The organism is Motilibacter peucedani, assembly GCF_003634695.1.
In the GTDB taxonomy this organism is placed as follows: Bacteria; Actinomycetota; Actinomycetes; order Motilibacterales; family Motilibacteraceae; genus Motilibacter; species Motilibacter peucedani.
This window is the reverse complement of the sequence record NZ_RBWV01000016.1, coordinates 41,941-54,214: the sequence shown is the minus strand read 5'-3', so window position 1 is coordinate 54,214 and position 12,274 is coordinate 41,941. Positions and strand designations below refer to the sequence as shown.

Annotated in this window: 11 protein-coding genes and 1 riboswitch; of the genes, 1 reads left to right on the top strand and 10 read right to left on the bottom strand. The window is 75.9% G+C overall.

What is annotated here, in order from left to right:
• Nucleotides 1-45: 45 nt before the first annotated feature.
• From CLV35_RS17900 to CLV35_RS20640, 3 genes are all read right to left on the bottom strand, one after another.
• Nucleotides 46-330, bottom strand: coding sequence for a ubiquitin-like small modifier protein 1 (locus tag CLV35_RS17900; protein ID WP_121194880.1), 285 nt, complete (start codon nucleotides 328-330; stop codon nucleotides 46-48).
• A complete protein-coding gene (thrC, locus tag CLV35_RS17895) occupies nucleotides 327-1,592 on the bottom strand; it encodes a threonine synthase (protein WP_121194879.1) in 1,266 nt (421 codons plus the stop codon). Before thrC ends, CLV35_RS17900 begins: the two co-directional genes overlap by 4 nt.
• 15 nt (nucleotides 1,593-1,607) lie before the next feature.
• Nucleotides 1,608-1,742, bottom strand: a riboswitch (SAM riboswitch).
• A gap of 45 nt (nucleotides 1,743-1,787) precedes the next feature.
• Entirely contained in the window at nucleotides 1,788-2,768 is a 981-nt protein-coding gene (locus CLV35_RS20640) for a peptidoglycan-binding protein (RefSeq protein WP_231122013.1), read from the bottom strand.
• Between the two features lie 96 nt (nucleotides 2,769-2,864).
• Here CLV35_RS20640 and CLV35_RS17885 point away from each other — a divergent pair, with 96 nt between their 5' ends.
• Nucleotides 2,865-4,361: an alpha,alpha-trehalose-phosphate synthase (UDP-forming) gene (locus CLV35_RS17885; protein ID WP_231122012.1), complete on the top strand. Its 1,497-nt coding sequence runs from the start codon at nucleotides 2,865-2,867 to the stop codon at nucleotides 4,359-4,361.
• Here the strand turns inward: CLV35_RS17885 and CLV35_RS17880 are convergent.
• From CLV35_RS17880 to trhA, 7 genes are all read right to left on the bottom strand, one after another.
• The gene (locus CLV35_RS17880) at nucleotides 4,331-6,883 is read right to left on the bottom strand and encodes a putative bifunctional diguanylate cyclase/phosphodiesterase (RefSeq protein WP_121194878.1); all 2,553 of its coding nucleotides are present in this window, start codon (nucleotides 6,881-6,883) and stop codon (nucleotides 4,331-4,333) included. The genes CLV35_RS17885 and CLV35_RS17880 overlap by 31 nt on opposite strands.
• A 67-nt stretch (nucleotides 6,884-6,950) precedes the next feature.
• Nucleotides 6,951-7,826, bottom strand: a complete 876-nt coding sequence (otsB, locus tag CLV35_RS17875; RefSeq protein ID WP_231122011.1) for a trehalose-phosphatase — start codon at nucleotides 7,824-7,826, stop codon at nucleotides 6,951-6,953.
• Between the two features lie 11 nt (nucleotides 7,827-7,837).
• Nucleotides 7,838-8,515, bottom strand: coding sequence for a LytR C-terminal domain-containing protein (locus CLV35_RS17870; protein ID WP_121194876.1), 678 nt, complete (start codon nucleotides 8,513-8,515; stop codon nucleotides 7,838-7,840).
• Nucleotides 8,515-8,817 carry a DUF3263 domain-containing protein gene (locus CLV35_RS17865; RefSeq protein ID WP_121194875.1) on the bottom strand — a complete coding sequence of 101 codons (303 nt, stop codon included), beginning with the start codon at nucleotides 8,815-8,817 and terminating at the stop codon, nucleotides 8,515-8,517. Before CLV35_RS17865 ends, CLV35_RS17870 begins: the two co-directional genes overlap by 1 nt.
• A gap of 45 nt (nucleotides 8,818-8,862) precedes the next feature.
• Entirely contained in the window at nucleotides 8,863-9,513 is a 651-nt protein-coding gene (locus CLV35_RS17860) for a response regulator (RefSeq protein WP_121194874.1), read from the bottom strand.
• Between the two features lie 76 nt (nucleotides 9,514-9,589).
• Complete coding sequence (locus CLV35_RS17855) at nucleotides 9,590-11,251, bottom strand: HNH endonuclease signature motif containing protein (protein WP_121194873.1); 1,662 nt, start codon at nucleotides 11,249-11,251, stop codon at nucleotides 9,590-9,592.
• A 303-nt stretch (nucleotides 11,252-11,554) separates the two neighbouring features.
• Entirely contained in the window at nucleotides 11,555-12,238 is a 684-nt protein-coding gene (trhA, locus tag CLV35_RS17850; RefSeq protein ID WP_121194872.1) for a PAQR family membrane homeostasis protein TrhA, read from the bottom strand.
• Between the last annotated feature and the right edge of the window lie 36 nt (nucleotides 12,239-12,274).

The window sequence follows — 12,274 nt, the reverse complement described above, 5'->3', positions numbered from 1 at the left end:
GCGCGCTCCGCACCACCACATCGGCAGGACTGCCTGCCTGTGGCGTCAGCCGCCGGCGACCGCCGGGATGACAGAGACGGACGAACCCGGAGGAACCGGGGTCGAGAGACCGTCGGCGAAGCGGACGTCCTCGTCGCCGACGTAGACGTTGACGAAGCGGCGCAGGTTGCCCGCGTCGTCGAGCACGCGGCCCCGGATGCCGGGGTGCGCGGACTCGAGCGCGTCGAGCAGGTCGGAGAGCCGCGCGTCGTCGGCGGTCTCGGCCGTCACCTCGGCGGCACCGCCGGTGTAGGTGCGCAGGATGGTCGGGATGCGGACGCTGACGCTCATGCGAGGCCTGCCTTCTGGAACGCGGAGTACGACGGGTCGATGGTGGCGGTGGGGCCGACGACGGGCGCGACGGCGTCGAGGGTCTTGAGCCCGTCGCCGGTGTTGAGCAGCACGGTCTCGGCGTCGGGGTCGAGCAGGCCGGCGGCCAGCAGCTTGCGGGTCACGGCGACCGTGACGCCGCCCGCGGTCTCGGCGAAGATGCCCTCGGTGCGGGCGAGCAGGCGGATGCCCTCGACGACCTCCTCGTCGGTGACGTCGGCCACCGCGCCGCCGGTGCGCCGCACGACGTCGAGCGCGTAGGGCCCGTCGGCGGGGTTGCCGATCGCGAGCGACTTGGCGATCGTCGCGGGGCGCACGGGCCGGACGACGTCGGCGCCGGCGGCGAAGGCCGCCGAGACCGGCGAGCACCCGGTGGCCTGGGCGCCGAAGACGGCGTAGGGCGTCGGCTCGACCAGCCCGGCGGCGCCGAGCTCGCGGAAGCCCTTGTCGACCTTGGTCAGCAGCGAGCCCGAGGCGACCGGCGAGACGACCTGCTCGGGCAGGTGCCAGCCGAGCTGCTCGGCGATCTCGAAGCCGACCGTCTTGGAGCCCTCGGCGTAGTAGGGCCGCAGGTTGATGTTGACGAAGCCCCACGACTCCTGGTCGGCGGCGACCTCGCTGCACAGGCGGTTGACGTCGTCGTAGGACCCGTCGACCGCGACCAGCGCGCCGCCGTAGACCGCCGTGGTGATGATCTTGCCGTCCTCGAGGTCGCTCGGGACGAAGACGACCGAGCGCAGGCCGGCCCGGGCCGCCGCCGCGGCGACCGCGTTGGCCAGGTTGCCCGTCGAGGCGCAGGCCAGGGTGGTGAAGCCCAGCTCGCGGGCCGCGCTGAGCGCGACCGCCACGACGCGGTCCTTGAACGAGTGGGTCGGGTTGCCCGAGTCGTCCTTGACCCACAGCGACTTCAGGCCGAGCTCGCGGGCCAGGTTGTCGGCGCGCACCAGGCGGGTGAGCCCCGGCTGGAGGCCCGGCGCGGCGGCGACGTCCTCGGGCACGGGGAGGAAGTCCTTGTAGCGCCAGATCGACTGCGGGCCCGCGGCGACCGACTCGCGGGTCACCGGGCGCAGGTCGTAGACGACCTCGAGCGGGCCGAAGCACTCGAGACAGGCGTAGTGGGCGCCGAGCGAGGTGCGGGTGCCGCACTCGCGGCAGGCCAGCGCGACGGCGGGGCCGAAAGGGGCGCGGACCGCAGAGCGGGGTCCAGCAGACGTGAGCGTCATGACGATCGAGGCCTCTCCTCATCTTCCCTGCGGAGTTTCCGCAGGCCGGAGTTGGCACCTACTCCTCGACGGGCCTCGTGCTGACGAAGACGTTCGAGGAGGGTTGCCGGGACGTCGACGGGCCGTTCCCTCAGTCCCTCTGGATGAGCAATGTTCAGTTGTGCCGACCAGGATAGACGATCCGGCCGGGAGCCGTCAGGCCCCCCGGCCGAACCACTGGTCGGGTGCCGGGCCGCCGCGCAGTGCGCCCCAGGTCTGCGGGCCGACGACGCCGTCGACGGCCAGTCCGTGCGCCCGCTGGAAGGCGCGTACCGCCAGCGCGGTCGCCCGGCTGAACTGCTCGGCGGGCGGGAGGCCGAGACGCGTACGCAGCTCGACGACCGCGGGCCCGTGCGAACCGCGCCGGAGCAGCGGCAGCGCGCGCGCCGCGGGCGCGGCGCCCGGGCACACCAGGTCCGAGTCGCGGACGCTGTCGTACCACTGGGCGAGCACCACCGGACCGCCGGAGAAGGAGGCCTCGGTGCACATGGCGAGCGCGGCCGACCGGCCGCGCCGGCCGGCGGTCGCCCAGACGGGCAGCTCGGAGCGCAGCCCGCCGGTGATCTCGCGCCAGCCGGAGAGGTAGGAGTAGAAGCCGACGCCCAGGCCGCGGTCCTGCAGAGCGCGGACGCTGCCCGTGATCACGGCGACGTTGTCGGCGGGCACCTTGGTCCAGGGCTGGTCGCGGCGGTGCTCGACGTCGAGCCAGACCATCGGCACGTCGATCCCGTGCGCGGCCAGCACGCCGGCCGACCACAGCCCCTGCGCGTAGCCCGCGTTCGAGAGCCGGCCGGCGCGCGTCGAGGAGTCGTACGGTCCGGTGGCCCCGGTCGCGCGCAGCTGGGCGGCCGTCGGCATCGCGGCGAAGGTGTAGGCGCCGAGCCGGGCGCCGGTGCGCGCCACGTGCGCGAGCTGGGTGTCGAGGCAGGGGTTCGGCGCGTACGGGCGTCCCTGCGTCAGGCCGACCACCACGAACCCGGCGCCGGCCCCGGGCATCGGCAGCCCGTAGCCCGGCGCGTGCGGGCACTGCGGCCACGACACGTCGCCGCCGTCGCCGGTGGCGGCCTGCGCCCCGGCGGCGTGGAGGGGCAGCAGGGCCAGCACCGCGAGCAGCAGCAGGCCGAGACGACGGGGCACAGCGGGGCTCCTCGGAGGTGCGGGGACGCGGACTCTGCTCCTCCGATCGGTCGACGGAGCCCGGGACTGGAGCCCATCCCGGCTAGTGTTCGCCGGGTGGCTGCGTCCCTGCTCGTCGCGTCCAACCGCGGTCCGCTCTCGTTCCACCTCGACGCCGAGGGGCGGCCGCGGGGGCGCCGGGGCGGCGGCGGGCTGGTCTCGGCGCTCTCGAGCGCCGGGCGCGACACCAGCTCGGCGCTGTGGGTGTGCACCGCGCTGACCGAGGCCGACCGGCAGGCCGTGCAGGGCCGCCCGCGCGGGCGCATCGACGCCGGCGACGAGGGCGGCGGGCTGGCCGTGCGGATGCTCGCCGAGGCCGACGGCATCGACGCCCACACGTTCTCGCTGGCCTACAACGCGGTCGCCAACTCCACCCTGTGGTTCGTGCACCACCGCCTCTACGCGACCCCCACCGCGCCGGTCTTCGACGCCGGCTTCACGCGCGAGTGGGCGGCCTACTCGACCTTCAACCGGGCGTTCGCGGCGGCGCTGGCCGAGGAGGCGGCGCCGGGCGCGAAGGTGCTGGTGCAGGACTACCACCTGACGCTGACGCCCCGGATGCTGCGCGACCGGCGCCCCGACCTGCGCATCGCGCACTTCTCGCACACGCCGTGGGCCCCCGCCGACTACTTCTCGATGCTGCCCGCCGAGATCGCGCGCGAGGTGCTCCTCGGCGTGCTGGGCGCCGACGAGGCCGGCTTCCTGGCGCCGCGCTGGGCGGAGGCCTTCCTCGACTGCTGCGAGCGGGTGCTCGGCGCGCGGGTCGAGCGGCACGGCACCGTCCACGACGACGTGACCAGCGACGAGACCGACGGCGGCACCGTGACGTGGGAGGGACGGCGTACCCGCGTCACCGTGCACGCGCTGGGCATCGACGCCGACGAGCTGTGCGAGCGCGGCTCGCGCCCCGACGTCATCAGCTACGAGAACGCCATGCGCGCGCGGATCGGCGACCGGCTGGTCATCGCGCGCGTCGACCGCACGGAGCTCTCGAAGAACATCGTGCGCGGGCTGCTGGCCTACCGCGAGCTGCTGCGCCGCCACCCCGAGTGGGTCGGCCGGGTCGTGCACGTCGCCGGCGCCTACCCCTCGCGGCACGACCTGCCGGAGTACCGCGAGTACACCGCCCACGTGCAGCGCCTGGCCGCCGAGATCGACGAGGAGTTCGCCTTCCCCGGCTGGTCGCCGCTGCTGCTGACGGTCGACGACGACTACCCGCGTTCGCTGGCGACCTACCGGCTGGCCGACGTGCTGCTCGTCAACCCCGTCCGCGACGGCATGAACCTCGTGGCCAAGGAGGGCCCCCTGCTCTCGCAGCGCCACGCCGTGCTGGTGCTCTCCACCGAGGCGGGCGCGGCCCACGAGCTCGGCGAGCACGCCCTGCTCGTCAACCCCTTCGACGTGAGCGGCACCGCCACGGCGCTGCACCGCGCGCTGACGATGGAGCCGGCCGAGCGCGAGCGCCGCTCAGCCGGCCTGGTGGCGGCCGCGGGCGCCCTGCCGCCGCACGAGTGGCTCGAGGCTCAGCTGCGCGGGCTCGACACGCCGGCCTGAGCTCCCCGGCGCATCCACCGGCCGAGCTCCACCGGCTGCATCGCCGCCGCCCACAGGTGCCCCTGCGCCTGGCGGCAGCCTGCCGCCAGCAGCGCGTCGGCCTCGTCGCGGGTCTCGACGCCCTCGGCGACCACGTCGAGCCCCACCTCGCGGGCCAGGGCGAGGGTGCCCGCCACCAGGCGCGCGCCGCGCGGGCTGCCGAGCCCGCGGACCATCGGGCGCGGCAGCTTGACCATCGACACGGGCAGGTCGGCGAGCCGGTCGATGGCGGCGAAGCCGGTGCCGAAGTCGTCGAGCGCCCACACGGCGCCCAGCGCGCACACCGCCTCCATCACGGCCCGCGTCGACGGCGCATCGGCCACCGCCGTGGTGCCGGTGACCTCGAGGACGAGCCGCTCGCCGGGCAGCCCGGCGTCGGCCAGGGCGCGGGCGACCGCCTCGGGCAGCCGCGGCTCCATCTGCAGCGCCGAGATGTTGACGTGCAGCAGCTCGGGGGTCTGCGGGAACGCGTCGAGCAGCGCGGCGTACTCCAGGCAGGCCAGGCGCAGCACGCGCTCGCCGACCTCGTGGATCCAGCCGGCGTCCTCCGCGAGCGCCAGGAAGGCGTCGGGCCCGAGCAGGCCCCGCTCCGGGTGCTCCCAGCGCACCAGCGCCTCCAGCGCCGTCACCCGCTCGCTGCCCAGATCGAGCACCGGCTGGTAGTGGCAGACGATCTCGCCGCCCGCGATGGCGGCCGGCAGCGTGGCGGTCAGCACCGTACGCCGCTCCATCGCGCTGGTCAGCGACGGCGACCAGGCGCGGGCGCCGGTCTTGCCCTCGGCCTTGACCGCGTAGAGCGCGAGGTCGGCGCGGCGCAGCAGCTCCTCGGGGGTGAGGTGCTCGCCGCCGAGGGTGGCGATGCCGACGCTCGCGCGGACCGGGACGCGGGCGCCGTCGAGCTGGACCGGTGCCGAGAGGGCGGCCAGCAGGCGGGCCGCGACCTCGTGCGCGTCGTCGGGCGAGCAGCCCGGGAGCACCGCGGCGAACTCGTCGCCGCCCAGGCGGGCGGGGGTGTCGAGGTCGCGCACGACCTCGCGCATGCGGTCGCCGACCGCGCGCAGCAGCCGGTCGCCGGCCGCGTGCCCCAGCTCGTCGTTGACCGCCTTGAAGTCGTCGAGGTCGACCAGCAGCACGGAGACGCCGTCGGGCGCGCCGACCGCCGCCTCGAGCCGGTCGCGGAACAGCGCCCGGTTGGCGAGCGCGGTCAGCGGGTCGTGCCAGGCCTCGTGCTGCATCTGCTCCTTGAGCACGGTGATCTGGCGCAGCGCCTGCTCGAGCCGCCCGGTCTCGAGCACCCCGCTGACCTGGTTGGCGAGCGCCTCGACGAGCACGAGGTCTGCGGCGGCGTAGTGCGCGTTGGCGCCGACGCGCGGCCCGAGCAGCAGGTGCCCGAGCACCCGGGCCTCGTCGGAGATGGTCGCGCTCAGCGCGCCCGGCCAGTCGCGGGCCGCGAGCCAGGCGGCGTCGCCGGCGCCGCGGCGCCGGTCGTGCAGCCCGTCGACCGACGGGCGCAGGGCTGCGGCGGCCTCGGCCGGCACCCGCTCGAACCGGGCGACGCCCTCGTCGCCGACCGCAGCCGTACGCAGCAGCAGCCAGCCGTCGTCGCCCGCGGTGCCGCCCGCTCCGCTCGGTGCCACGAGCAGCACCGCGCTCTCGGCGCGCAGGGCGGTGCGCAGGGTACGCAGCACCGTCGCCCAGCCGCCGCTCGTGTCGCTGGGGTCGCCGCCGGACTGCAGGGCGCTTGTCGCCTCGAGCAGGAAGGCGAGGTGCTCGCGGCGCTGCCGGCTCGCGAGGTAGGCGCGGTAGGACGCGATCGCGACGGCGGCGGCGGGGGCGGCGCACAGCAGCGCCAGCGGACCCTCGCGCAGGAGCAGCAGCAGGCTCAGGCCGAGCCCGGCGTTGGCGAGCACGCCGAGGTAGCCGACGAGCAGCACCTCGAGCGCCTCGCCCCGGCTGGGCGGCCGGTCGACCAGCGCGATGGCGGCGAGGATCGCCACCCAGCTGACCGTGGAGCCGGCGACGGTGGCGCCCAGGACGGCCAGCGCCGTGGGCAGGTCGAGCAGGTGGGGCCGCGGGCAGACGGCGCCGAGCACGGCGACGGTGGTGGCCGTGGCGAGGGAGTACTGGGCGACGTTGAAGGCGAACTTCAGCGGCACCTGGCGCCGGGCGAGCATCGCGACGACCGTCGCGACGGCCTGCGCGAGCACGAGCTCACGACCCCCGACGGCGAGCAGCCCCCCGGCCAGCACCAGCTCGTTGAAGCCGAACGTGTGCGCCTCGCGGCGGAACTCGACGTGCACGATGACCGTCTCGGCGACGGCCAGGGCGGCGACCAGCAGCAGCCACGGGGCGTGGGGGGCGCCCGGTGCCGGCGCGGTGCCGAGCGCACCCGTGCGGAGCAGCACGACGGCGGCAGCGGCGAGGACCACCGTGCAGAGCCAGACCGGGGTGGACCCGGGCAGGCGGGAGCGGCTCCGACGCATCGAGCCCTCACCCCCTCCGAGTCCGGCTCAGAGCCAGCATCGGCGGGCAGGAGGTCGATCTGACCGCTCAAGCGGGTGGCACCGGTGCGCCGTTCGGGTGCTCCGGCGTCCCCAGCGCGTCGGCCAGCGCGGTGAGCCAGCTCGCGACGCCAGCGGGGCCCTCCACCACCGCATCAGCGAGCTGCAGCAGCTCGGGCACCTCGTCGGAGCCGCTGCAGACGACGACGCCAGGCGTGCCCCCCGCCCGCAGCGCCCGCACGGCCTCGAACGCGGCCAGGTCGCCGAGGTCGTCGCCGACGAACACCACCGCCGACGGGTCGCCGAGCTCGTCGGCCAGCGCGCGCAGGGCGCCGCCCTTGTCGGCGCCGGGCGGGCGCAGCTCGAGCACGAAGCGACCTGGCTCGACCACGAGCCCGTGCGCCTCGGCCAGCTCGGCCAGCGGGGCCTGCAGCCGCTCGAAGGTCTCCTCGGGCGCGGGCGTGCGCCGGGTGTGGACGGCCAGGGAGGCGCCCTTGTCCTCCACCGCCGCATCGGGCGCCAGGGCGAGCAGCAGACCCGGCAGGGCGCGCCGCACCTGCTCGACGCCGGGGGGGAGCTCGGGGCGGACGACCCGCCCGGCGGCGGCGTCCCAGCGCTCGAGGCCGTAGTGGCCGCGGACCTCGAGCCGGTGCAGCTGCGCCACACCGGCGAGCTCGACGACCTGCTCGACCGGCCGGCCGGTGACGACGGCCAGCCGCCCGAGCAGCGGCGCGAGCCGCTCGAGGACGCCGCGCACCGCCGGGTGGGCGCGCGCGTCGGCGGGGTCGTCGACGATCGGGGCGAGCGTGCCGTCGAAGTCGAGCCCGACGACCGCCCGCCCGGGCGCAGCGAGCAGCGCGGCGAGGCCGGCGCGGCCCTCGTCGGTGCGCAGCGGGGCGTGCAGCGGGTCGGCGGGCTCGGTCACGGCCTCGCCGCTCAGGCCAGGATGACGGTGAGCTTGGTGGCCGAGATGCCGGAGAAGACGGGGCGCACGCGGTCGGGCCCGGGCAGCTCGGCGGCCAGCGCCTGCGCGGCAGCCAGGGCGCCGTCGGGGTAGTAGACCGTCGTGCTCGGCACGCTGCCGTGGAAGTTGCCGACCGAGGAGACGGTCCAGCCGGTGGCGCGCAGCGCGCTGGCGGTGCGGCCCGCGAGCCCGGCCTGGCCGGACTGGTTGAGCACGACGACCGGCAGGTCGTGGAGTCCCTCCTCGTCACCCGCGCCCGGGTCCTCGGCGCCGCCGTCGCCCGCGGTGCCGGACTCGGCGGCCGGAGTGCCGCTCGGCGAGGCCTCGGAGCTCGGCGTCTCCGAGGGGGTGGGCGTCGCGGAGGGGGTGGCGCTGGGCGTGGGCGCCGGGGTGGCGCTCGCGCTGGCGGCCTCGGTCGCGACCGGGGCGGAGCTCGAGCCCCCGGTGGCGGTCGCGCCCCCGTCGTCGTCGCCCGAGTCGCGGCCGAAGGCGACGTAGAGCCCGCCGAGCAGGACCACGACGGCCAGCACGGCGCCCAGCGAGGTCAGCAGGCCGCCGAGCCCGCCGCCGGTGCGGTGCGACCCGCGGCGCGGGGCCCCCAGCCCCTCGAGGGGCGAGCCCCCGCCGCCGTCGTCGCGACGACCGGCCATCAGGCGTCGAAGCCGAGCCGGCGGGCGGACCGGGCCCGCTGGCGCGAGGCGCGCAGCCGGCGCAGCCGCTTGACCAGCATCGGGTCGTGGGTGAGCGCGTCAGGACGGTCGAGCAGCGCGTTGAGGACCTGGTAGTAGCGCGTCGCCGACATGTCGAACAGCTCGCGGATCGCCTGCTCCTTGGCGCCGGCGTACTTCCACCACTGGCGCTCGAAGGCGAGGATCTCCTGCTCGCGCTCGGACAGCGTGCCTGCCCCCGCGTGCTCGTCGGGGGTCCCGCTCAGAGCTCTGACGGCGTCCATGCGGGCATCGTAGCGTCTCGAACTACAGCCGTGTCGTTCTCCGGCTCAGGGCTCGCCGAGCCAGGCGAGCACGGCCAGCACCCGGCGCGAGTCCCCGGCGTCGGGGTGCAGCCCGAGCTTGCCGAACACGCTGGTCACGTGCTTCTCGACCGCGCCGTCGGTGACGACGAGCCGCTCGGCGATCGCCTGGTTCGACCGGCCCTCGGCCATCAGCGCGAGCACCTCGCGCTCGCGGGGCGTCAGCGCGGCGAGCCGGTCGACCGAGCGGCGCCGCACCAGCACCTGGGCGATGACCTCCGGGTCGAGCACCGCCTCGCCCGCGGCCACCCGCGACACCGCGGCCAGGAAGTCGCCGACGTCGGCGACGCGGTCCTTGAGCAGGTAGCCGACCCCCCGGCCGTCTCCGGAGGCGAGCAGCTCGGCGGCGTAGGTGTCCTCGACGTACTGGCTCAGCACCAGCACCGGCTGCCCGGGTACGCGGCGGCGCGCCTCGATCGCCGCGCGCAGGCCCTCGTCGCGGTGCGTCGGCGGCATGCGTACGTCGGTGACCGCCAGGTCGGGCCGGTGCTCCTCCACCGCGGCCACCAGCTCGGGGCCGTCGCCGACGGCAGCGACGACCTCGTGCCCGCCGTCGCCGAGCAGCCGGGTCAGGCCCTCGCGCAGCAGGACGCTGTCCTCGGCGATCACGATGCGCACGGTCGGTCAGCGTAGATGATCTGCAGCTCGGCGCGGCTGGGCGCGCGAGGGCGCTCGGCCCTCGCGGGACGGCGGGCTATGCGGTGGGTTGGGGCGGGACGGCGACGGTGTAGGTGCGCCCGAGTGGTGTGCGGTGGGCGATGGCTCCGTCGGGGGTGGTCCAAGTGCGCCAGCCGTGCCAGGTCTTGAGGTTGTGGTGGCGTCGGCAGCGCGGTCCGAGGTTCACGGTGGTGGTCGGGCCGCCGCGGGCCGGGTCCTGGTGGTCGAACGGTGCGGTGTGGTCGAGGTCGGCGGTCTCGGCGGGTGCGGAGCAGCCGGGGTGTCGGCAGGTCTGGTCGCGGGCGACGACGAACGCGCGGGTCCGCCCGCTCGGGGTGTAGCGGTGCGGGGTCGCGTCGAGCAGCTGCCCGGTGGCCGGGTCGGTGACGAACCGGGCCCAGGTGCCGTCCGCGGCCAGCGCGCGCGCCATGCCGGCCGGGATCGGGCCGTAGCCGGCGAGCTCACCGGGGTGCTGCGTGAGGCCGAGCAAGGTGTCGGCGCTGATCGTGACCCGCACCAGCGGGCGCGCCGGCTCCGCGGCCAGCACCCCGGTGACCAGCTCGGGGTGCGCGGCGAGCGCGGCGGCCAGCACCACCAACGCATCCGCCCGCTCAGCCGCACCCACCCGAGGCCTGGTCGCGGGTCGAGCGCCACGGCCCTCGCCGCCGTCCTGCTCACCGTCGCCCTTGCCGCTGACGGTGTCGCGCAGCGCGGAGGCGAGGGTGTCGAGCGCGCCGAGGACTGTCTGCCCGGCCGGTGCGGGCAGCACCGCGGTGATGCTCACCAGGGCGTCGGGGAGCGGGACCATCCGCACGCCGACCGACTCGGTGGCGGCGGCGGTGTGGCGGGCGGCGTGCCCGGCCGGGTCGACCCGGGCGACCGCCCGCACCAGCGAGCGCCGCAGCTGCGCCGGGGTCTGCTCCGGCGCGGCGGCAAGTACCCGCGCCTCGACCGCCGCGAGGTGCGCGGGGTCGGTCAGCGGCGCGCACACCTCGACCACCGCCTGGGCGTGCGCCCAGGTCAGCAGGCCCTGCTCGAGCAGCCACAGCGTGCCTGGGTGTGCTGTGTGCAGGCGGGCGCCGCGCTCGAGCCGGGCGTCGATCGAGCGCGGGGAGATCCGCAACGCCGCCGCCAGCTCACCCGCAGCGGCCTCCGCCCCGGACCAGCGCGGCACCCCCACCGGGTCCGGGGACGGCATCGACACCATCAGCGCGCGGGCGCGCTGAACCGCGGTCTCGCGCTGCGCGCACGCCCAGGAGGCGACCCGGTCCCACGCCTGCGCCACCCCGACGGTCAGCTCGGCCTCGTCCAGCGCCCGGGACTCGCACCGCGGGCCGCCCGGGTCGATCCACCACACCGTGGCGGCCGGGTCCCGCGGGTCGTCCAGCGTGCACAACGCCGCCACCAGCCCCGGTGAGGGCGCCACCCCCGCCAGCGCCTCGCCCAACACCCGGCCCGGCCCCGCCAGCTCCCGCAACAGCCCCTCACCCGGCACCCAGCCCCACTGCTCCGCGCGCTCCACCGGCTCCGAGTGCTCCGGGACCGAGGGCCCATGGGTCCAGGTCTCGTCGGCCCACCGCAGATCCGACCAGTCGACCCAGTCGATCTCTTCCGGATCGTCGAGCTCGCCGAACCACGTCGCATCCGGCGGCGGCATCAGGTCGGCCAGAGAAGGCCCCGCACCCGCACCCTGCGCCACTGCCACCACCCGCCGGTTCGAACGTGTGTTCGAATCCTACCGGAGAGCCGTCGCTGGCACAAGATGAGGAAGGGGTGGGTAGAGGGGCGCTTGCGCGGACACGTCCTGGACTGAGCGGCGACGTTCGAGTCGAGCGCCAGATGCGGGGCGAGCGACCGGCGTGCGCGTACGACCTCCGCCCGCCTACCGTGCCGCCTGCGACTCCGCGGTGCGCCGATGGAGCGGCCCGGCGGCCTGCGGCCGGGCGCTCAGCCACCGCGTACCCGCGCTCCCCGCACCGACTCCGACCGGACCCCCCGCGCCTCAGCTCGAGGTGTAGGCCACCATCGACACGGCCACGTAGTGGATGACGAAGGCGGCCAGCGTGCACGCGTGGAAGACCTCGTGGAACCCGAACCACCGCGGCGACGGGTCGGGCCGGCGGGCGGCGTAGATGAGCCCGCCGACCGAGTAGAGCGCGCCTCCGACGATCAGCAGCACGAGCACCGCGACGCCGCCGTGGTGGAGGATCTCGGGCAGGAAGAAGACCGCCACCCAGCCCAGCGCGATGTAGACCGGCGTGTAGAGCCAGCGCGGCGCGTCGGTCCAGAACACCCTGAAGAGCACGCCGAGCAGGGCGCCGACCCACACGATCCAGAGCAGGGTGCGCCCGTGGTGCGAGGGCAGCAGCAGCGCGCCGAACGGCGTGTAGGTGCCCGCGATGATCAGGAAGATGTTCGAGTGGTCCAGCCGCATGAGCACGCGCTGGGCGCGCGGCGACCACGTGAAGCGGTGGTAGGCCGCGGAGACGCCGAACAGCAGCGCCGCCGTCAGCGAGAACACCGCGGTCGCGATGCGCGCCCGCTCGGTCGGGCTGACCGCCACCAGGACGATGCCCGCGACGACGGCGACCGGGAACGTGCCCGCGTGGAGCCACCCGCGCAGCCGCGGCTTGACCGCGTCCTTGACGCGCTCGACAGCTTCCTCGACGTCGCTGCGACCCGCCATGGCCACGATGCTACGGCTCCCTACCTGAACGCGACC

What these genes read in the sequence shown, in the direction of transcription:
- CLV35_RS17900 (WP_121194880.1), bottom strand. Translation starts at nt 330, where the DNA reads ATGAGCGTCAGCGTCCGCATCCCGACCATCCTGCGCACCTACACCGGC.
- thrC (WP_121194879.1), bottom strand. Translation starts at nt 1,592, where the DNA reads ATGACGCTCACGTCTGCTGGACCCCGCTCTGCGGTCCGCGCCCCTTTC.
- CLV35_RS17880 (WP_121194878.1), bottom strand. Translation starts at nt 6,883, where the DNA reads ATGCGTCGGAGCCGCTCCCGCCTGCCCGGGTCCACCCCGGTCTGGCTC.
- CLV35_RS17870 (WP_121194876.1), bottom strand. Translation starts at nt 8,515, where the DNA reads ATGGCCGGTCGTCGCGACGACGGCGGCGGGGGCTCGCCCCTCGAGGGG.
- CLV35_RS17865 (WP_121194875.1), bottom strand. Translation starts at nt 8,817, where the DNA reads ATGGACGCCGTCAGAGCTCTGAGCGGGACCCCCGACGAGCACGCGGGG.
- trhA (WP_121194872.1), bottom strand. Translation starts at nt 12,238, where the DNA reads ATGGCGGGTCGCAGCGACGTCGAGGAAGCTGTCGAGCGCGTCAAGGAC.